Origin of the sequence: Natronomonas marina (assembly GCF_024298905.1) — an archaeon.
Taxonomy (GTDB): Archaea; Halobacteriota; Halobacteria; order Halobacteriales; family Haloarculaceae; genus Natronomonas; species Natronomonas marina.
In genome coordinates, this window is the sequence record NZ_CP101154.1 from 3,669,698 (window position 1) to 3,687,713 (window position 18,016).

General features: G+C 70.5%; 19 protein-coding genes. 7 read left to right on the forward strand and 12 right to left on the reverse strand.

The genetic code is table 11. The annotated features are described in order from the left end of the window. The first annotated feature begins 9 nt into the window (after nucleotides 1-9). Complete coding sequence (locus NLF94_RS19145) at nucleotides 10-318, forward strand: hypothetical protein (RefSeq protein ID WP_254839239.1); 309 nt, start codon at nucleotides 10-12, stop codon at nucleotides 316-318. Nucleotides 319-333: 15 nt separating this feature from the next. On the opposite strand, the gene NLF94_RS19150 is transcribed toward NLF94_RS19145, so the two are convergent. The 7 genes from NLF94_RS19150 to dapA all read right to left on the reverse strand — a co-directional run bounded on the left by NLF94_RS19150 (nucleotide 334) and on the right by dapA (nucleotide 4,999). Next, entirely contained in the window at nucleotides 334-990 is a 657-nt protein-coding gene (locus NLF94_RS19150; RefSeq protein ID WP_254839240.1) for a winged helix-turn-helix domain-containing protein, read from the reverse strand. A gap of 138 nt (nucleotides 991-1,128) precedes the next feature. Beyond that, nucleotides 1,129-1,578: a DUF4112 domain-containing protein gene (locus NLF94_RS19155; RefSeq protein WP_254839241.1), complete on the reverse strand. Its 450-nt coding sequence runs from the start codon at nucleotides 1,576-1,578 to the stop codon at nucleotides 1,129-1,131. 70 nt (nucleotides 1,579-1,648) lie between these two features. Beyond that, nucleotides 1,649-2,485 (reverse strand): 2,3,4,5-tetrahydropyridine-2,6-dicarboxylate N-succinyltransferase, encoded by an 837-nt coding sequence (locus NLF94_RS19160; protein WP_254839242.1) that lies wholly within the window; start codon nucleotides 2,483-2,485, stop codon nucleotides 1,649-1,651. A gap of 196 nt (nucleotides 2,486-2,681) precedes the next feature. Beyond that, a complete protein-coding gene (locus tag NLF94_RS19165; RefSeq protein ID WP_254839243.1) occupies nucleotides 2,682-2,966 on the reverse strand; it encodes a DUF8036 family membrane protein in 285 nt (94 codons plus the stop codon). Nucleotides 2,967-3,024: 58 nt separating this feature from the next. Continuing rightward, on the reverse strand, nucleotides 3,025-3,303 hold the full coding sequence (locus NLF94_RS19170; RefSeq protein ID WP_254839244.1) for an ArsR/SmtB family transcription factor: 279 nt from the start codon (nucleotides 3,301-3,303) through the stop codon (nucleotides 3,025-3,027). Nucleotides 3,304-3,380: 77 nt separating this feature from the next. Further along, on the reverse strand, nucleotides 3,381-4,121 hold the full coding sequence (gene dapB, locus NLF94_RS19175) for a 4-hydroxy-tetrahydrodipicolinate reductase (protein WP_254839245.1): 741 nt from the start codon (nucleotides 4,119-4,121) through the stop codon (nucleotides 3,381-3,383). Further along, the gene (gene dapA, locus NLF94_RS19180) at nucleotides 4,118-4,999 is read right to left on the reverse strand and encodes a 4-hydroxy-tetrahydrodipicolinate synthase (RefSeq protein WP_254839246.1); all 882 of its coding nucleotides are present in this window, start codon (nucleotides 4,997-4,999) and stop codon (nucleotides 4,118-4,120) included. The genes dapB and dapA overlap by 4 nt, the downstream gene beginning before the upstream one ends. A gap of 308 nt (nucleotides 5,000-5,307) precedes the next feature. Here dapA and NLF94_RS19185 point away from each other — a divergent pair, with 308 nt between their 5' ends. From NLF94_RS19185 to folP, 3 genes are all read left to right on the forward strand, one after another. Beyond that, entirely contained in the window at nucleotides 5,308-6,474 is a 1,167-nt protein-coding gene (locus NLF94_RS19185; protein ID WP_254839247.1) for an acyl-CoA dehydrogenase family protein, read from the forward strand. Nucleotides 6,475-6,598: 124 nt separating this feature from the next. Further along, nucleotides 6,599-7,435, forward strand: a complete 837-nt coding sequence (locus tag NLF94_RS19190; protein ID WP_254839248.1) for a M48 family metalloprotease — start codon at nucleotides 6,599-6,601, stop codon at nucleotides 7,433-7,435. A 130-nt stretch (nucleotides 7,436-7,565) separates the two neighbouring features. Continuing rightward, on the forward strand, nucleotides 7,566-10,001 hold the full coding sequence (folP, locus tag NLF94_RS19195) for a dihydropteroate synthase (protein ID WP_254839249.1): 2,436 nt from the start codon (nucleotides 7,566-7,568) through the stop codon (nucleotides 9,999-10,001). Between the two features lie 36 nt (nucleotides 10,002-10,037). Here the strand turns inward: folP and NLF94_RS19200 are convergent, their stop codons facing one another. After that, nucleotides 10,038-12,005 carry an AMP-dependent synthetase/ligase gene (locus NLF94_RS19200; protein ID WP_254839250.1) on the reverse strand — a complete coding sequence of 656 codons (1,968 nt, stop codon included), beginning with the start codon at nucleotides 12,003-12,005 and terminating at the stop codon, nucleotides 10,038-10,040. Between the two features lie 93 nt (nucleotides 12,006-12,098). Next, nucleotides 12,099-13,163 (reverse strand): glycosyltransferase family 4 protein, encoded by a 1,065-nt coding sequence (locus tag NLF94_RS19205; RefSeq protein ID WP_254839251.1) that lies wholly within the window; start codon nucleotides 13,161-13,163, stop codon nucleotides 12,099-12,101. Between the two features lie 90 nt (nucleotides 13,164-13,253). Between NLF94_RS19205 and NLF94_RS19210 the strand changes: the two genes are divergently transcribed. Genes NLF94_RS19210 through NLF94_RS19220 form a run of 3 tightly spaced genes read left to right on the forward strand, consistent with a single transcriptional unit; the run spans nucleotide 13,254 to nucleotide 14,846 of the window. Then, complete coding sequence (locus NLF94_RS19210; protein ID WP_254839252.1) at nucleotides 13,254-13,715, forward strand: DUF7109 family protein; 462 nt, start codon at nucleotides 13,254-13,256, stop codon at nucleotides 13,713-13,715. A gap of 24 nt (nucleotides 13,716-13,739) precedes the next feature. Further along, entirely contained in the window at nucleotides 13,740-14,339 is a 600-nt protein-coding gene (locus NLF94_RS19215; protein ID WP_254839253.1) for an NUDIX hydrolase, read from the forward strand. Between the two features lie 39 nt (nucleotides 14,340-14,378). Beyond that, entirely contained in the window at nucleotides 14,379-14,846 is a 468-nt protein-coding gene (locus NLF94_RS19220; protein ID WP_256558663.1) for a nucleoside deaminase, read from the forward strand. Between the two features lie 15 nt (nucleotides 14,847-14,861). Here NLF94_RS19220 and NLF94_RS19225 read toward each other — a convergent pair whose 3' ends face one another. The 3 genes from NLF94_RS19225 to NLF94_RS19235 all read right to left on the reverse strand — a co-directional run bounded on the left by NLF94_RS19225 (nucleotide 14,862) and on the right by NLF94_RS19235 (nucleotide 17,971). Then, complete coding sequence (locus NLF94_RS19225) at nucleotides 14,862-15,302, reverse strand: DUF6653 family protein (protein ID WP_254839254.1); 441 nt, start codon at nucleotides 15,300-15,302, stop codon at nucleotides 14,862-14,864. A 76-nt stretch (nucleotides 15,303-15,378) separates the two neighbouring features. After that, the gene (locus tag NLF94_RS19230) at nucleotides 15,379-17,103 is read right to left on the reverse strand and encodes a radical SAM protein (RefSeq protein ID WP_254839255.1); all 1,725 of its coding nucleotides are present in this window, start codon (nucleotides 17,101-17,103) and stop codon (nucleotides 15,379-15,381) included. 55 nt (nucleotides 17,104-17,158) lie between these two features. Then, nucleotides 17,159-17,971: a DUF429 domain-containing protein gene (locus tag NLF94_RS19235; RefSeq protein WP_254839256.1), complete on the reverse strand. Its 813-nt coding sequence runs from the start codon at nucleotides 17,969-17,971 to the stop codon at nucleotides 17,159-17,161. Nucleotides 17,972-18,016: the final 45 nt, after the last annotated feature.

Consider the following 18,016-nt stretch of genomic DNA (forward strand, 5'->3'; position numbering starts at 1 on the left):
CCGGCGACCATGACCGACGACCGACGACGAACGGACGGGGACGGCCACCGCGAGCGCGACGACCGACCCGCTGGGCCCGTCGGAGCCGTCCTCGGCGCGACGCTGGGACCGTTCGGCGCCGCCGTCGGCGGCGTCGTCGACGCGAACCGGCTGGCGGTGAAACTCTCGGTCGGCACCGGCGCCGACGCCGACGACGACGGGACGACCATCGAAATCGAAGCCCCCGAATCGAACGAGAAGCGCGACGCCGACGGGGGAGCGGGCGCCGACGAAACCGGCGGGACGACGGACGCCGGATCCGACGCGAGCGACGACTGACGACCGACCCGCGAGTCAGACCCGGGATCCGTCGGTTTCGCGCTCGACGTCGACCCGGAACCCGTCCTCGATGTCGACCCGGACCGCCGTCGTCACCGTCCGGTAGACCTCGCAGTTCCCGCCGCCGTCGCGTATCCTGGTGCTGGCCTCGACCAGTCCGGCCGCCTGGAGTTCCTCGAGGCGGCGGTAGACGGTCGGCAGCGAGTAGCCGGTCGCGTCCGCCAGTTCGCTCGCACTGAGGGGCGCCTCGACGAGTGCCCGACAGCAGCGGCGGGCCTTGGCGTCCCCGAGCGCCTCGAAGACGGTCGCGTCGGGGCCGGAGACGGCCGGCGCCACCAGTTCCTCGACCGCGTCCCGGAGGGCAGTCGCCGCAAGCGGCGCGACCAGGTGGTCGTCGACCGCCGGCCCGGTCGCGCCCGGGTCCGACTCGTGGAGCGCGAGAACCCGCCCGTCGTACCCATCCGCTCGGAGGCGTTCGGGGAAGCGTCGCGGGCCGACCCCGTCGCCCCGCTCGTCGACGGCGACGAGGGCGACGCCGTCGCTCGCCGCCTCGACTGCCTGCCCGCCGTCTCGTACCCTCCGGACCCGGTACCCGTCGGACGCCACCTCGACGAACCGCTCGGCGAAGGCCGCATCGTCACCGACGAGGAGAATCGTGGGCTCGTCTTCCATCGTTGGCTCGGGCTCTGTCTGTCAATTTCCACGACCACCGTGGAGCAAAAAGATACTGTGTGAACGGTTGACGCACCACCGTCCGCGAGCCGTCGACTGCGGGGTTCCCGACGCCATCTTTCCCGCCAGTCGTGCCCGCTACTCGACGGCGATGGTGACCGGTTCGGCGTCGTCGGACTCCTCCTCCGTCGCCGTCGACAGTTCCGACAGCGCGAGTTCGAAGTTGCGCTTGTTGGCCTTCCAGACGGCGTCGAAGAGGGTCCCGAGGACGGGCACCGAACCGACTGCGAAGTCCAGCGAGACGTTGGCGACCATCCGGAGAAGGGTCAGGAACGGGACGCCCAGCCGTGCCGACTCGACGACGATGTACGCCGACAGCGCCGCGGAGACGGCGTCCCCGCCGCCGGGAACGATACCGAGGATGGGGTCCAGACCGACCCGGATGCTCGTTCCGGGTACCCGGACGCTCTCGTCGAGGAGGTACGCGACGAACCGCATCCGCCGGACCGCCGCCTCGTCGACGGAGTCGGGAAGCGCCATCTCGCCGTCGAACTGTTCGTCCAGCGGCGCCGCGAGTTCGTCAGCCATACCGCCACTGGGGACGCCGGCGGGATAAACTCGCGGCCAAATACGAGTTGGCGGGAACGCCCCGACGGCGTCAGTTGTCCCGCAGGGCGTCCTCGCGGCGGGTCGCCTCCAGCGTCTCCGTCTCGAGGTCGGTGGCGACGACGGCGGGCTTGTAGGCGCCGCCCTCGAAGAGGTCGTGCTCGCCGACGCTGGACTCGACGAACCGGGTGAAGGCGCGGCGCTCCGGCGGCAGGTGGCCGTAGACGACCTCCTCCTCGACGAGGTCGTACACCGGGATTCGCGGCGTCAACAGCGTGTTCTCGCCGACGACGCTGTCCGCTCCGACGACGAACCCGGAGGTGACCCGACAGCCCGCCCCCAGCGAGACGCCGTCCTCGACGACGACCGGGGCGGCCTCGACCGGTTCCAGCACGCCGCCGATAAGCGTGTTCGCGCCGAGTTTGACGCCGTCGCCGATCTGTGCGGCCGACCCGACGGTGTCACAGGAGTCGACGAGCGTCCCGTCGCCGACGTGGGCGCCGATGTTGACGAACGAGGGACTCATCAGGATGGCGTCGCTGCCGACGTAGGCGCCCCGGCGGACGACCGTCCCGTCCGGGGTGTTCCGCGTGCCACGGTCGGGAAGGTCGTCAGTCTCCCGGAGCGGCAGGACGTCGTGGTAGTCGACGCCGCCGTAGCTGTGGGTCTCGATGTCCCGCAGCCCGAAGTTCAGCAGGATGCCCTGCTTGACCCACTCGTTTGCCTGCCACTCGCCGTCTCGCTTCTCGGCGGCCCGTACCTCGCCGGCCTCCAGGGCCGCGAGGAAGTCCTCGAGTATCGCGTGTTCGTCGGCGCCCGCCTCCTCGGCCGACAGTCCCGACTCGTAGCGCCGCTGCAGGTCCCGAACGTCGTCTTCGAGCGCGCTCATTGTCGGGGGGACGGAAACGCGGGACTTGGCTCTGTCGAAGCCGTAGCGGCGACGGGGGCCGCCGCGGAGCCTCGGCACCCGCAGTCTCGTAGTGGTTACTGCGAGTCTCTACCACCGCGATGGTCCGTATCCGTGACGAGAGGCGCAAGTCGGCGTCTTTCGACACCGTTGCTGAAACTATTCGCAGTAACCACTATCAGTCGTAGGTGACCCAGGTCAGGAAGGCGATGGCGAGCAGTTCCAGCGCCTGCAGCAGCATCATCGCCCGGGCCGCCGGCGTCGTCAGTTCGAGCCCGGAGAAGGTGTAGTAGTAGAACGCCAGGACGTTCTCCGCCAGCAGCAACACCGCGAAGACCAGCGTGCCGAGGGTCTGTTTGGACCGTATCCGCCGGTAGTTGCTGCCCCAGACGTACGCCAGGGCCACCAGGAGGACGACGTTGACCGCGGCGGCGATTCGTGCGACGGTGAGCAGCGTGCTCATTCGGCGTTCCCTCCGCCCGTCGCGTCGTGCTGTTCGTTCACGGTGTCGTCTCGCCCTGTCATGATTGGACCTCCTCCATTATCTCCGTGGCTTTCTCCCAGTGGTGTCGCGTCCGGTCGGTGATGAGATAGACCGCCCCGTAGTCCGACTCGGTGCTCTCGACGATGCCGTTGTCCTCCAGTACCTCCAGATGGTGCTCTATCGTCTTGTAGTCGAGGTCGAGCTCGTCGGCCAGCTGGTTGCGATTGCGGGGCCGCTCGTCGAGCGCCCGCAGGATGCGAGCCCTGTTCGGACCGCCCCGCGTCCCGGCGAGGACCTGCCACAGCACCGGTTCCATCGATTGGGACTCCCACGGGGACGATGATAAAACACACCGGAACGGCCGGGCAAAGACGCCGCAGGCGGCCCGCGGGCCTACAGCACCTCGGAGAACTCGTACCAGCCGGGGTCGCGGCCGACGAGCCACTCGGCGGCGTCGACGGCGCCGGCGGCGAACACCCGCCTCGATTCGGCGCGGTGGGTCAGCGTCAGCACCTCGTCGTTGCCCGCCAGGAGCACCTCGTGTTCGCCGCGGACCGTCCCGGCCCGGCGGACGTGGACGCCGACCTCCGAGGCCTCGCGGCCGTGTTCCCCCTCGCGGCCGTGCGTGCGGTCCAGTTCCTCGCCGCGGACCTCGTCGACGACATCCAGCACCGTCCTCGCCGTCCCGCTGGGGGCGTCGCGCTTGCCGCTGTGGTGGGTCTCGGTCAACTCGACGTCGTAGTCGGGCAGGGCCTCGACGCCCGCGGCGACGACGTCAAGCAGCGCCTGGACGCCCCGGGCGAAGTTCGAGGCCTTCAGCACGGCCGTCGACTCGCTGGCCGCCCGCAGGTCGGCGGTGCCGCCGGAGTCGAATCCCGTCGTGCCGACGACGTAGGCGACGCCCGCCTCGGCGGCGAGGGCGGCGTGTTCGCGGCTGGCCGCCGGGACCGTGAAGTCGACGAGTACGTCGGCGTCCGCCAGCAGGGCGGGCAGTTCGTCGGCTGGGTAGACCCTGACGTCCTCGACGTCGTCCGACGAGCGGGCGACGCCCTCGACGTCGTGACCGCGGCGACTGGCCTCGGCGACCACCTCGCTGCCCGTCCGGCCCGTGGCACCGGCGACGACGAGTTTCATTCCAGGTCCTCGAGGACTCGGCGCAGTCGCTGGCGGGTCTCCGGCTGCAGCGGACAGAGCGGCGACCGCATCGTCGCCGAGTGGATTCCCCGCATCTCCATGGCCTCGTTGATGGGGATTGGGTTGCTCTCGGCGAACAGCGCCCGGAAGAGGTCGCCCAGTTCGTACTGGAGTTCGCGGGCGCGGTCGAGGTCGCCGGCCAGCGCCGATCCGACCAGGGCGACGACGCGCTCGGGTTCGACGTTCGCGGCCACGGAGATACAGCCGGTACCGCCCTGGGCGACGACGGGCAGCGTCAGCGCGTCGTCGCCGGACAGCACCGCGAAGTTCTCGTTGCGGGTCCGCTCTACGACCTCGTTGGTCCGGTTGAGGTCGCCGCTCGCGGCCTTGTAGCCGACGACGTTCTCGTGTTCAGCCAGCGCGACGGCGGACTCGACGGCGATGTTGCGGCCGGTCCGACTCGGGACGTTGTAGATGATTTGCGGCAGGTCGACGGCGTCGGCGACGGCCCGGAAGTGTTCCTCCATGCCGTCCGGTTCCGGCCGGTTGTAGTACGGCGAGATGAGAAGCAGGCCGTCGGCGCCCGCGTCGGCGGCCCGCTCGGAGAGGTCCAGCGCCTCGCGGGTGTTGTTCGACCCGCTGCCGGCGATGACGGGCACGTCGTCGACGGCGTCGACGACCGTCTCGACGACCTCGACGTGTTCGTCGTGGCTCATCGTCGCCGACTCGCCGGTCGTGCCGACCGGCACGAGGCCGTCGACGCCCGCCGCCTCCAGGCGCCGTGCGTGGGCGCGAAGCGTGTCGTGGTCGATGCTCTCGTCGTCGTGGAACGGCGTCGTCATCGCGGGGAAGACGCCGGTGAACGTGTCGTGTGTCATGGGTGGATGTCGGTGGTGTCGGGTTCGGATGGTCGTCGGGGCGGTGCGTCCGGAACCGGCCTGCGACGGGGGTGCCACGCCCGCCGCAGACCCCGCTACGGACGTTTGCCTTTCGAGAAAGCGAGGCCGTCGGCGCACTCGCCAGTCGCCACGCGCGGACGGCTGACGGGGGCGCGACGTCGCATGTGCCCAAACGGGGTGCGAACCGACTTATGCGTTGTGAGTCGGCGTCGCCTGGCACGCCCCCTGATAACGGCCCTCCCTTCGGCGGGGAAAGGGTCTAAACGTGGTGTTACGTAACACGGGGCATGGTTCTGGGCGAGACGGAGATGCACGACCTCATCCGCGAGTCGGTCCGGGAGATAGCGTCCGATTTCGACCACGACTACTGGCGCGAGCACGTCGAAGAGAAGCGGTTCCCGACGGAGTACTGGGAGGCGCTGGCCGACGACGGCTGGCTCGGCGTCGCCATCCCCGAGGAGTACGGCGGCGAGGGGATGGGGATGCTCGAGATGACCATCATCATCGAGGAGCTGTCCCGCGGCGGTGGTCAGGGCGGCATCGTCTTCGTCCTCACGCCGGTGTTCGGCGGGATCGGCATCACCCGCCACGGCAGCGAGGCACAGAAACGGGAGTACCTCCCCAAAATCGCGGACGGCGAGATGCGATTCTGCATGGCGCTGACCGAACCGCAGGCGGGGACGAACACGCTCAACATCGAGACGACCGCCGAGGAGACCGACGAGGGGTGGCGCGTCAGCGGCGAGAAGACGTTCATCTCGGGCGTCGAGAACGCCGACACGATGCTCTTGGTCGCTCGCACCTCCGAGTTCGACCCCTCGAACCCGACCCACGGCGTCACGCTGTTCCTCGTCGACGACCCGACCGAACGCGATGGCATCTCGCTGTCGGAGGTCGAGACCTCCGTCCCGTGGTTCGAGAAGCAGTACGCCGTCCGCTACGACGACCTGGCGGTCCGCGAGGAGGACGTCCTCGGGACGGTCGACGGCGGCCTCTACCTGCTGTGGGACACGCTGAACACCGAACGCATCGGCGGCGCGGCCTCGGCGCTCGGCGGCGGCCTCCGGGCGGTCGACCTCGCGGTCGACTACGCCGGCGACCGCGAGGTGTTCGGCGCGCCCATCGGCTCCCACCAGGCCATCCAGCACCCCATCGCCGAATCGTACGCGAAACTGACGGCCGCCCGCGAGGTGACGTACAAGGCGGCCAAGAAGTGGGACGAGGACGAGGACTGCGGGATGGAGGCCAACGCCGCGAAACTCCTGACCTCGCGGTTCGGGACGGAGGCCGCCGACCGCGCCATCCAGGCCCACGGCGGCAACGGGTTCACCCCCGAGTACGAGGTGTTCGCCATCTGGCAGAACCTCCGCCTCACCCAGACGGCGCCCGTCTCCAACGAGATGGTGCTGAACTACATCGGCGAGCACGAACTCGGGATGCCGCGCTCGTACTGAGCGGCGGTAGCGGGGCGGAACGCGGTCGATTCGACCCGTCGCAGGCCGCGAACGCCCTTCCGTGGGTGACATTCTCTCTCTCGACAGAAACCATTTAGCCGTCAACGCCCAACGGCCGGCCACCATGCGACACGTCGGACTCAAGGCCCGGATGGCGGTCGTCGGGAGCATCCTGTTCGGCTTCTACATGCTCCTGGCGATCGTCGCGATGGCCTACGGCGCCCCGCTCGTACTCGTACTGCTGGGGACGGTGCTGTTCGCCGGCTTCCAGTACAAGTTCGGCAAGTGGGCCGCCCTCCGGAGCGTCCGCGCCGAGGACATGCCCGAGGACAGGTACCCGAACGTCCACCAGTCGGTCGAGCGCCTCTGTTCGGAGATGGACCTCGAGAAGCCCGCGCTGAAGGTCGCCGACATGGGCGTCCCGAACGCCTTCGCGGTCGGCCGCCGTGGGGCGGGCGTCGTCGTCGTCTCGACGGAGCTGATGCACCTGCTCGATCACGACGAACTTGAGGCGGTGCTGGCCCACGAACTCGCCCACATCGACAACCGCGACGTCATCACGATGGTGATGGGCCAGGCCGTCGCCTCGCTGCTCGGCTTCGCGGCCTACTTCGCCATCGCCTTCTCGCGGGAGGGCGGCATCGGGAACATCATCCTCGGCTACGTCGCCTCCATCGTCGTCCAGTCGGTGGCGATGGTGTTCGTGCTCGCCATCTCGCGGTACCGGGAGTACGTCGCCGACGACGACGCCGCCCGGCACGTCGGCGGCGACGCGATGGCAGAGGCCCTGGAGAAGATCTCGACGGCCGGCACGCGCGGCGACGCCGAACTCGACGACAACGTCTCGGCGCTGTGTATCTTCGGCGGCGAGCGGTCCGCCCTGGAGCGGCTCTTTGCGACCCACCCGCCGATCGAGAAGCGCATCGAGGCGGTCCGGGGCGTCGAGCGCGAGTACTACTGAACCCACCGCTCCGACCCGGTTTTGCGGCGATCCCATCGGCCACGTAGCGTCCGGGACCGCACCCGGCGTTCACCACCCCCGCCCGACCGGAACCGGAAAGCGATAAACCGCTCGCCGCACTGCCCTCCGTATGGAGTACCACGAGGCGGCGAACTTCCTGTTCGACCTCCGCCGGTACTCGCCGACGACGGGCGTCGAGTCGACCCGACGCCTGCTGGAGTATCTCGACTGTCTCGACCCCGAGTTCCGGGTCGTTCAGGTCGCGGGATCGAACGGGAAGGGCAGCACCGCCCGCATGGTCGAGCGCGTCCTTCGGGAGGCGGGGTACAGCGTGGGGCTGTACACCTCGCCGCACCTCGACGACGTCCGCGAGCGGGTCCGGGTCGACGGCCGGAAGGTCACCCGCCGGGCCGTCACCGAGTTCGTCGAGACGGCGGAGCCGTACGTCACCGAGCGGGCGGCCGAGGGGGACTCGCCCACCTTCTTCGAGACCACCACCGCGCTCGCCGCGTGGGCCTTCGCCCGCGCCGACGTCGACGTCGCGGTGCTGGAGGTCGGCATCGGCGGCCGCTACGACGCCACGAGCGCGCTCGAAGCCGACGCCGCCGCGGTCACGAGCGTCACGCTCGAACACGCCGACATCCTGGGCGACACCGTCGAGGAAATCGCCCGCGACAAGGCCGCCGTCGCGCCGTCGAACCGCCCGCTCGTCACCGGCGCCACGGGCGCAGCACGGTCGGCCGTCGAGGACGCCGCCGCCGACGTCCTGCGGGTCGGCACCGACCCCGACGCCGAGGTCCGGGTCGTCGACCGCGGCCGCGAGGGTCTCGAACAGGCCGTCACCGTCGAGGGCGACGGCTGGTCCGTCGAGACGGCCGTCCCGCTTCTGGGGAGCTACCAGGCGAACAACGCCGGCGTCGCCGCGGCGCTGGCCCGGCAGGTGGCCGACCCCTCGCCGGGCGATATCGCGCGGGGGCTCCGGAACGCCCACTGGCCCGGCCGCTTCGAGGTGATGGACCGGGACCCGCTGGTCGTGCTCGACGGCGCTCACAACCCCGGTAGCTGCGAGGGGGTCGCCGAGACGCTCTCGACGTTCGACTACGACGACCTCCACCTCGTGTTCGGCGCGATGTGCGACAAGGACCACGCCGGCATGGTCGAGGCGCTGCCGGACGCCGACCGCGTGTACACCTGCCGGCCGGACTTCGAGCGGGCGGAGACGCCGGAGGTGCTGGCCAAGACCTTCGAGGACGCCGACGTGACCGCCCGGTCGGCGGTCGCCGACGCCGTCGAGGCGGCGCTGGGCGCGGCCGACGAGGGGGACGCCGTCCTGGTCTGTGGCTCGCTGTTCGTCGTCGCGGAGGCCCGCCGCCGGTGGACCCGCCTTCGGGTGCCCAAGCGCGTGCCGGACCTCGAGACCGCCGAGGGGGTCCTCGATGCCGCCGAGGTCACCGAGGGCGGCGTCCGCCGGATGCGCGGCAAGGGCGTCCACCGCGTCGTCGCCACGCGGGTCCAGCCCCGACAGGCCGACTACCTCAAGCAGGAACTGCTGTCGCTGGGCGGGGAGTGTGCCACCTCCGGGCTGATCGCCCAGGACCGCGAACTCGTCGACGTCGTCCTGATGGGGACGCTGGCGCAGTTCCGCCGCCTCGTCGGGAAACTCGACGACCAGCCCTACGGCCTGTCGGTCGTCGGCGAGGAACTGCGCGAGACGCTCGCCATTCAGCGCCGGCCCGACGAGCGGGGCTACCCCTGGGAGAACGGCACCGCGGTGATGGGCGTACTCAACGTCACGCCCGATTCGTTCCACGACGGCGGCCGCTACGAGGACGTCGAGGACGCCGTCGCCAGTGCCGAGGCGATGGTCGAGGCTGGCGCCGACGTCGTCGACGTGGGCGGCGAATCCACGCGGCCGGGCGCCGACCCGGTCCCGGTCGACGAGGAGCGAGAGCGCGTCGTCCCGGTCGTCGAGGCGCTGACCGACCTGGACTGCCTCGTCTCCGTCGACACGCGGAGGGCCGAGGTTGCCCGCGCCGCGCTGGAGGCGGGCGCCGACGTGCTGAACGACGTCTCCGGTCTCGAGGACCCCGAGATGCGGCTCGTCGCCGCCGACCACGACGTCCCGGTGGTCGTGATGCACTCCGTGGAGACGCCGGTCGACCCCGACGCCGACATCGAGTACGACGACGTGGTCGGCGACGCGCTGGACGCCCTGACCGAGCGGGTGCTGCTCGCCGAGAAGGCGGGGCTGGACCGCTCACAGATCGTCGTCGACCCCGGCCTCGGCTTCGGGAAGTCCGCCGCCGAGAGCTTCGAGTTGCTGGGGCGACTGGGGGAGTTCCGGGCGCTCGGCTGTCCGGTGCTGGTCGGCCACTCCCGGAAGTCGATGTTCGGGCTGGTCGGCCGGGAGACCTCCGAGAATCGCCTCGCGGCGACCGTGGCGGCGACGGCGGTGGCCGCCGAGCGCGGCGCCGACATCGTCCGCGTCCACGACGTCGAAGAGAACGTCGCCGCGGTGCGGACGGTCGCGGCCGCGGCCGACCCCGGGAGGTTCGACGGGGCGTAGTCGCTTCCGGAGTGCGCCCGACGGCAGGCGACCGCCTCAGTCCGTCGTCGCCTCGGCTTCCGCCCGCCGGCCGTAGATGTCGTCGATCTCCTCGCTGTAGGTCTCCCGGATGTTGCGGCGCTTCTTCTTCATCGACGGCGTGAGCAGGTCGTTGTCGGCGGTCCACTCCTGACCGACCAGCCGGAACTCCTTGATGGTCTCGTGGTGGCCGAGGCGCTCGTTGACCCGGTCGACCTCCTCGGCGATCCACTCGTGGACGCGGTCGTCGCGGACGGCGGTCTCGGGGTCCTCGGGGAGGTCGATGCCCTCCTCGTCGGCCCACTCGCGCATCTGTTCGAGGTTCGGCGCGATGACCGCGCCGATGAACTTCTCGTCGTCGCCGGTGACCATGATCTGGTCGACGCGGGCGGAGGTGGCGAACTCGCCCTCGATGGGTTCGGGTGCGACGTTCTTGCCCGTGTCGAGTACGAGGAGGTTCTTCCGCCGGTCGACGAAGGTGACGTAGCCGTCCTCGTCGCGGGCGACGATGTCGCCGGTCCGGAAGTAGCCGTCCTCGGTGAACGCCGCCGCGGTCTTGTCCGGCTTGTTCCAGTACGACGAGAAGACGTTGGGTCCCTTCGCCAGCAGTTCGCCCACCTCGCCCTCGGCGGACTCCTTGGTCTCCTCGGTGACGACGTGAGGGTCGAGCGCGAGGTCGACCTCACAGAGGGCGGTGCCCATCGTCCCGATGCGGATGTCCTCGGGCGGGTTCGTGGTCAGCGCGGGCGCCGTCTCGGTGAGACCGTACCCCTCGAGGATGGTCAGCCCCATCGCGCGGTACAGTTTCGCCAGGTCCGCCGACAGCGACCCGCCGCCGGAGACGAACAGTTTGATGTTGCCGCCCAGCGCCTCCCGAACCTGCGAGAAGACCAGTCGGTCGGCGATGGAGAGCTTCGTCTCCAGGAGGAATCCGGGGTCGTCGGCGTCGTCGTAGGTCTGTGCCGTGTCGACGGCCCACTCGAAGATGCGCTTCTTGACCGGCGACTCGGCGGCCTGCTCGCGCATCTGGTTGTAGATGCGCTCGTAGACCCGCGGCACCGACGCCGCGGCGTCCGGGCCGACCTGCTCGATGTCGTCGCCGACGGTGTCGGCGCTCTCGGCGTAGGCGACGGTCATCCCGATGCCGAGTTCGTGGAAGTGGTTGATGCGCTCGAAGGCGTGCGCCAGCGGCAGGAAGGACAGCGCCGTCATGCCCGCCTCCATCACCGGGATGTCGTCGCCCTTGTCGGGTCGCGGTCCGATGCGCTTCCGGAGCTGGTTGAAGCAGGTCCGCCAATTCTTGTGCGTCAACTCGACGCCCTTCGGGTCGCCCGTCGTCCCGGAGGTGTAGACGAGCGAACAGAGGTCCGTCCACTCGCGGTCGTCGAGCCACGACTGGAACCGCTCCTCGTCGAAGCTCTCGACGCCGAGTTCGTGGACCTCCGCGAGGCTGTGGATGTCCTCGCGGTCGGCGTGGGCCTCGAACTCGTCGACGACGACGACGAACTCCAGGTCGAGTTCGTCCTCGACGGAGAGGACCGTCTCCAGCAGGTCCTCGTTCTCGACGACGCACCCCATCGCGTCGTTGTCGTCCAGCAGGTACTGGACCTGCGGCGCCGACGATTCCGTGTAGACGGTCGTGACGACGCCCTGCGCGGACTGGATGGCGTAGTCGGCGTGAGACCACTCCATCCGCGTGTCGGCGTAGATGCCGACCCGGTCGTCCGACCCGACGCCGAGTTCGCGGAAGCCCGCGGCAAGGTGCCGAACGATGTCGCCCATCTCCTCGTAGGTGATGGCGCCGTACTCCCCTTCGGGCGGTTCCGGCACCACCCCCGGCGTCAGCGAGCGATCGTGGACACCCCCCTTGTACATCTGGGCGTCCCGGTCCGCGTTCCGCTCGACGGAGTCGAACAGCAGTTCCGGGATGGTCGTCTCCCCTATCACCTCGTCCGTGTACTCCCGTTCGGTCTCTCTCCAGTCCATACGTGCCATACGTTCCCACTGACATATTAAATCATCCCGGAACCGGGGTCGTCGCCCGAGCGTGCCGAAACCGGGCGTTCGTCCCGGGGGCCGCTACCGGGCGTCGACGCCGCGCTCGCGGAACAGCCCGATGTAGTCGCCGGCGACGGCAGCGTGGTCGTAGGCCCGCATCGGTTCGGCGAGGTCGCGGTGCGGTATCGCCCAGGCGTCGACGAGGGCGTCGTCCAGCGCCTCCGATTCGGTGACGCGGATGCCGCGGTCGTGCCCCTCCAGCAGTTCGTGGGCGCTGGAGTCGGTCTGGTACTCGACGACGCCGACGCAGCCGGCCGAAAGCGCCCACAGCAGTTCCTCGGCGAACTGCTCGCGGCGCGCCGTCTGGACGAAGGCGTCGGCGGCCCGGTACGTCGCCACCCGCGCCTCGCGGTCGAGGTCGCCGACGAAGGCGACCCGGTCGGCGATGCCCAGCTCGGCGGCCTGGGTCTCGTAGTCGGCCCGCTCGGGACCGTCGCCGATCACGGTCGCCGACCAGTCCTCGCGGCGGCGAAGCTCCGCCAGGGCCAGCAGGAAGCTCCCGAGGTTGGCGTCGGCGTCCAGCCGGCGGGCGTAGACGGCCTCGGGACCGTCCCGCTCCCGCGGCGGCGTCGACTCCACGAGCGGGTAGTCGACGCTCTGGGGCACGACCGCCGTGTCGGCCGCCGGGACGCCGAGTTCGCGGACCCGGGTCCGCCCCAGTTCCGAGGGGGTGACGACGAGCGTCGGCGCGCGGGCCGCGAGCCGACGGCGACGGGGGTCGGCCGGTCCCGGTTCGTCGCCGAACCAGTCGCAGACCACCGGCGCGCGGGCGAGGGCACCGCCGACGCTGGCGGCGACGGCCGCGCCGGGCGGCGACGGCGAGACGACGACGGCGTCCGGCCGGTCGCGGGCCAAAAGCGCCGGAATGCGGGCCAGGAAGGAGGTCCGGGCGGGGGCGACCGTCACCGCCTCGTAGACGACGCCCTCGCGCTCGATGCGACGCTCGTGGTCGTCCCACCAGCCGGTGCAGTAGACGGTGACATCGTGGTCGCGGTCGGCGAACTCCCGGGCGAACCGTCGCAGCCGGACCGCGCCGTCCCGGTCGGCGTGCGGCGGCGGGTCCTCGATGACGACCGCGATTCGCATGGGCGCCGGGACGAACCCGCGGTGGAAAAACACCGGGGACTCCGCGCCGCCGTCGGAACGTTCACGGCGGCCCCGCCCGCAGTGGCGGACGTGTTCACGACCGACGAGCTGGCGGGGATCGTCGACCTGTTCGGCGCGCTCCACCGGTCGGAACTGGAGACGGCGCTGTCGGAGCTGGCCTTCCGGCGGGGCGACGACCCCCCCGAGGGCGCCGTCGACGAGGCCCTCGAGGCGTTCGTCCTCGTCGCCTTCGAGGACGGGGGCGACGAGCCCCTGCTCGCGCCCGGCCCGGCGGCGTTCCCGACGCTGCCGGAGGGCGCCGAGGACCTCCCGCACATCCTCGACGTCGAGAAGCGGTCGGTCGACGAAGAGCGGGTCGGTCGCGCGGCCGAGGAACGGCTCCGTGCGGAGGCCGCCCGCGCCGTCGCCGACGGCGACGACGCCCGGGCCGCCGAACTGCTCGACGTGAGCTACGACCTCGAATCGTGGGCGCCGGTCGAGTTGGGGGCGCTGCGGGAGCGACTCGACGACGCCACCGATGGGACGAACTAAGAGCGCCGGGGACCTACGTCGGGTATGGACTGGCAGCGGGTGGCCGCCCACGAGCCGATCGAGGTGACCGACGAGGAGCGCGAGGCCGCCGTCCTCGCGCCGGTCGTCACCCGCGCCGACGGCGAGTACCTGCTGTTCACGAAGCGCGCGGACCACCTCGGCGAACACCCCGGCCAGATGAGCTTCCCCGGGGGCGGCCGCGAGCCGAGCGACGAGGACCTCGTCGCCACCGCCAAACGCGAGGGCCGCGAGGAGATCGGACTCCGGCCCGAGGAGGTCGACGTCGTCGGCCAACTCGACGACATCCGTACCATCACCAACTACGCCGTCCGGCCGTTCGTCGCCAAAATCCCGGACCGGGAGTACACCCCCGACGAGCGCGAGGTCGCCGAAATAGCGGTCCTGTCGGTGGCGGCGCTGACCGACCTGGGCAACTACGAGTCCGAGCGCCGCGACCACCCCCACTACGGCGAGGTACGTATCCACTTCTTCCGGGTCGACGGCTACACCGTCTGGGGGGCGACCGGCCGCATGCTCGTGCAGTTGCTCGAGCTGGCGACCGACTGGGAGATGCCCGCCGAACCCGACCGCGTCGTCGACCCCGACGCCGACTTTCCCGTCTGAGCCGGAACGGTTTTGTTCCGGCTTCCCGCTCACCCGGACGTGACCGCCGACTTCGACGACTTCGACCACGAATCACACATGCGGCGCGCCTTCGAGGAGGCCCGGGCCGCCACCGAGCGCGGCGACCGGCCGTTCGGGAGCGTCCTCGTCCGCGACGACGAGGTCGTCATGGCCGAATCGAACCGCGTCGTCACCGAGAACGACGTCCGGCGGCACCCGGAACTCCATCTCGCGTACCGCGCCTGCCGGGAGATGACCGCCGGGGAACGCGCCGAGACGGTCATGTACACCAGCACGGAGCCGTGCCCGATGTGTGCCGGCGGGATCGTGCAGGCGGGCTTCGACCGCGTCGTCTACAGCGTCGGCGGCGACGAGATAGCCGAGTTCGTCGGGCAGGCGCCGGCGGTCCGCTCGGCCCGAATCCTCGACGGCGTCACCGAGGTCGTCGGGCCGGTGCTGAACGAGGAGGGGCGGGCGCTCCACGACGCGTTCGGCTGGGATCGCTAGTCGACCCCGGCGCCGTCACTGCTCTCGGGCGTCGTAGCGTTCGACCAGCACGGCCAGCCACCACAGTTTCAGGCCGACCGAGGCGACCGTCCCGAGGGCGGCCCCGGCGGGTCGGCGCCGCCAGGCGGCGTACAGCGCGGCGAAAAAGCCCAGCGCGCCAGCCGCGTTGCAGACGTTCGGGTAGCCGAACCCGACCGTGTGGTTGCCCTCCTCGTGAATCCACCACCGCTCGGCCAGCACCGCGCGGGTCATCCAGGCGTCCTCGTGGGCCGGCGGCGAGAAGAGAAACGGGTTGACGACGGTCCACACCAGCGCCGCGGCGAGGAGGCGGACGTTCCGGCGGTAGACCGCGTACACCAGCACCGGCCCGGTCGGAACCCGCGACCAGCCGCTCTTCGGGTTGGCGTGGCGGCGCCACAGCGTCTCCTCTATCTCGTCGGCGGCGGGGACGTTCATGCGTCGTCCATCGGCCCGGACGGGGATAATCGTACCTCCGGGTCCGGGGGAGACGCGAACCGGACGGGACGCCCGGTCAGTCGGCGCCCGGCGCGCGGCCGGCCTCGAAGAACCGCGAGAGGTCGGCGTCGACGCCGTCGGCGACTTCCTCGACGGAGTCGTAGGGCCGGTCGACGAGGATGTTGCCGGCCCGCTGCTTGCCGACGCCGGGCAGCATCCGCAACTCGTCCATCGAGGCAGCGTTGACGTCGAGCGGGTAGGGGACGCCCGACACCGACCGGAAGCCGTAGTCGGTGACGGCGACGTCGACCGTCCGGCCGAGTTCGCGCTCGCCCGGGATGCCGACGAGCAGGGCGTAGGTACCCAGTTGCCGGCCGAAGGTCCTGCCGTCCTGATGGTACTCGAGGTAGACGTTCGGCAGGACGGTCCCCGGCGGGGCGACCCGCTTCAGCATCGGGCGGTCGATCTCCTCGCGGACCTCCTCCTTGTAGCTCTTGAACAGTTGCTTGTGGTCGTTGGCCACCTCCGCACCGGTCTCGGCCATCTCGGTGCCCTCGAAGGCCATCACCTGCCGGATGTTGATGCGCCGGAGCATCAGCCCCTCGTCGTAGACGTCCTGCAGGAACCGCTTGTTGTGCTCGAAGGTCTCGCGGCGCTCGCCCTCCAGGCCGTGGACGAGGTTGATTCCGGGGAGGAGTTTCGGCAGGCGGTCGGCGTCCGGATCGACGCTCGGCCCGGTGTCCGGCTCCTCGCCGGGGCGCCAGCCGCCGGCCTCGTTGACCACGCGGACCGCCTCAAGACACTCCTCTGCGGTCACGAGCAGGTTGTTCTTCTCCTGGACGAGCGGGTCGGCCGACTCCAGGCCGAAGGCGGCGGTGTCGCCGGGCGTGTTGTGCTCGGCGATGATGCGAATCCCCTCCCGGGACTTCTCGGGGTACTCCGTGATGGTCACGGGGTTCATGTTGTCGAGGTGCAGCGTGCCGAGATTCGGGACGGCCTCGCGGATGCCGCCGTACAGTTCCCGGAGCGCGTCGGGGTTGGGCGCCTCGCCGTCGCCGCCGTACGCGAGGATGTCGGCCTGGCGGCCGAGCCGGAAGTGTCGGACGCCGTGGTCCGACAGGGCGTCGACCTCCGCCACGACGGCGTCGGGCGTCCGGAAGGCTGGGTCGCCGTACATCGGCTCCGTGCAGAACGAACACCGGTAGGGACAGCCCCGGGAGGTCTCCATCTCCGCGATGAGGTAGTCGGGGTGGTCGGGGTGCTGCTCGACGACGAAGGCGCCCTTCGCCGCCCAGCGGTCCAACTCGGCGTTGTCGCGGTAGCGGTCCTCGAACCCCTCGAGGCCGCCGTGGACGAGGTCGTAGACCGCGGCCTCGACGTCCGCCAGCGCGAGGAAGTCGTAGTCGAGGTTCTGCCGCTCGGTCTCGGTGGCGCCCTCGTTGGACTCGCCGACGCCGAACCGGACGGGACCGCCCATCACGCTCGTTCCCTCGGCGGTCCAGGCCAGCTCGCGCACCTCGTCGGGTTCGGCGGGCGTGCCGCCGACGTAGTTGCCCGGGACGGTCATGCCGCCGACGTAGACGAACAGGTCGGCGTCGACGACGTCGCGTTTCTTGTGTCCGTCCTCGCGGAGTTCGTCGATGGTGTGGTAGGTGACCGACTCCCGGGGGACGCCGGCGTCGACGGCGGCCCCGGCGGCGAAGCGCGGGTACGTCGAGACGTAGGGCGGCACGCCGAAGTGTGCCGGTTCGTCGACGTACCCGTCGACTATCGTGACCTCGATTTCCGCCGGGTCCTTCATGTTCGGGTGGTGGACGCCGAGGCGTAAAACCGACTCGGATGGACTCGCCCGACGCTCAGACGTAGATGCAGCCCTCGCGCTCGTCGTGCGGGGTCGTCGGCTCGAACCCTCGGTCGACGGCCCGGGCGGTCGCGACGGCGGCGACGACGCTGTCCAGTGCGTCGCCGCCGGATTCGGCGACGGCCCGCTCGCGCACCTCGTCGTCGATTCGAACCTCGAGGGCCGTCTCGGCGTCGAGTGCGGCCAGTATCTCCTCGCGGCGGCCCCTGGCCTCGCCGGTGGCCTCCTTGTATCCCTCGTCGACGGTGTCGAGTCGTCGCAGCGTCCCGGCCGGGTAGATTTCGACGAGGTTGGGGTCGCCGGGCGCCTGCATCGGCGGGGCCGAGACGGCACCGTCGGCCACGAGCGGCGCGAGCAGGTCCCGGACGCCGTACAGCGTCTGGTAGTAGGTGATGAAGCTGTACGGCGAGTTCGCCCGGACCGCGTCGTCGGTCCGGCGTTTCAACTCGACGCCGTCGGCGTCACTCGCCCTCGCTCGTCGCTTCAGCGCCTCGCGCATCCCGTCGGCGTCGGCCTCGCGGAACTCCCGGGCGAACCACTCGACGGATTCGGCCCAGCCGTCGATTTCCGGTGGCAGCAACGCGGCGGGCAGGCCGAAGGAGAAATCGAGCCCGGTCGTCCCCTCGCGGGTGCGGAGCGACTCGGCCAGGGCCTCCAGGACCGGCTTTCGAGCGGTCGCACCGAACGCCTCGGCGGCGGGCCGACACGACAGCACCTCGAGGCGGTCGCCGTCGAAGCGCCCGTCGGCGAGCCAGATGTCACAGCCCGGTTCCGCCGAACCACTGAAGTCGACGCCGCGAACCTCCATGCGTCGAGTGGGTCCCGACCCCACAAAACGTCGGGGCATTGATTA

What these genes read in the sequence shown, in the direction of transcription:
- NLF94_RS19145 (WP_254839239.1), top strand. Translation starts at nt 10, where the DNA reads ATGACCGACGACCGACGACGAACGGACGGGGACGGCCACCGCGAGCGC.
- NLF94_RS19235 (WP_254839256.1), bottom strand. Translation starts at nt 17,971, where the DNA reads ATGGAGGTTCGCGGCGTCGACTTCAGTGGTTCGGCGGAACCGGGCTGT.
- NLF94_RS19205 (WP_254839251.1), bottom strand. Translation starts at nt 13,163, where the DNA reads ATGCGAATCGCGGTCGTCATCGAGGACCCGCCGCCGCACGCCGACCGG.
- NLF94_RS19200 (WP_254839250.1), bottom strand. Translation starts at nt 12,005, where the DNA reads ATGGACTGGAGAGAGACCGAACGGGAGTACACGGACGAGGTGATAGGG.
- NLF94_RS19215 (WP_254839253.1), top strand. Translation starts at nt 13,740, where the DNA reads ATGGACTGGCAGCGGGTGGCCGCCCACGAGCCGATCGAGGTGACCGAC.
- NLF94_RS19150 (WP_254839240.1), bottom strand. Translation starts at nt 990, where the DNA reads ATGGAAGACGAGCCCACGATTCTCCTCGTCGGTGACGATGCGGCCTTC.
- NLF94_RS19155 (WP_254839241.1), bottom strand. Translation starts at nt 1,578, where the DNA reads ATGGCTGACGAACTCGCGGCGCCGCTGGACGAACAGTTCGACGGCGAG.
- NLF94_RS19165 (WP_254839243.1), bottom strand. Translation starts at nt 2,966, where the DNA reads ATGAGCACGCTGCTCACCGTCGCACGAATCGCCGCCGCGGTCAACGTC.
- dapA (WP_254839246.1), bottom strand. Translation starts at nt 4,999, where the DNA reads ATGACACACGACACGTTCACCGGCGTCTTCCCCGCGATGACGACGCCG.
- dapB (WP_254839245.1), bottom strand. Translation starts at nt 4,121, where the DNA reads ATGAAACTCGTCGTCGCCGGTGCCACGGGCCGGACGGGCAGCGAGGTG.
- NLF94_RS19185 (WP_254839247.1), top strand. Translation starts at nt 5,308, where the DNA reads ATGGTTCTGGGCGAGACGGAGATGCACGACCTCATCCGCGAGTCGGTC.
- NLF94_RS19225 (WP_254839254.1), bottom strand. Translation starts at nt 15,302, where the DNA reads ATGAACGTCCCCGCCGCCGACGAGATAGAGGAGACGCTGTGGCGCCGC.
- NLF94_RS19170 (WP_254839244.1), bottom strand. Translation starts at nt 3,303, where the DNA reads ATGGAACCGGTGCTGTGGCAGGTCCTCGCCGGGACGCGGGGCGGTCCG.
- NLF94_RS19160 (WP_254839242.1), bottom strand. Translation starts at nt 2,485, where the DNA reads ATGAGCGCGCTCGAAGACGACGTTCGGGACCTGCAGCGGCGCTACGAG.
- NLF94_RS19230 (WP_254839255.1), bottom strand. Translation starts at nt 17,103, where the DNA reads ATGAAGGACCCGGCGGAAATCGAGGTCACGATAGTCGACGGGTACGTC.
- folP (WP_254839249.1), top strand. Translation starts at nt 7,566, where the DNA reads ATGGAGTACCACGAGGCGGCGAACTTCCTGTTCGACCTCCGCCGGTAC.
- NLF94_RS19190 (WP_254839248.1), top strand. Translation starts at nt 6,599, where the DNA reads ATGCGACACGTCGGACTCAAGGCCCGGATGGCGGTCGTCGGGAGCATC.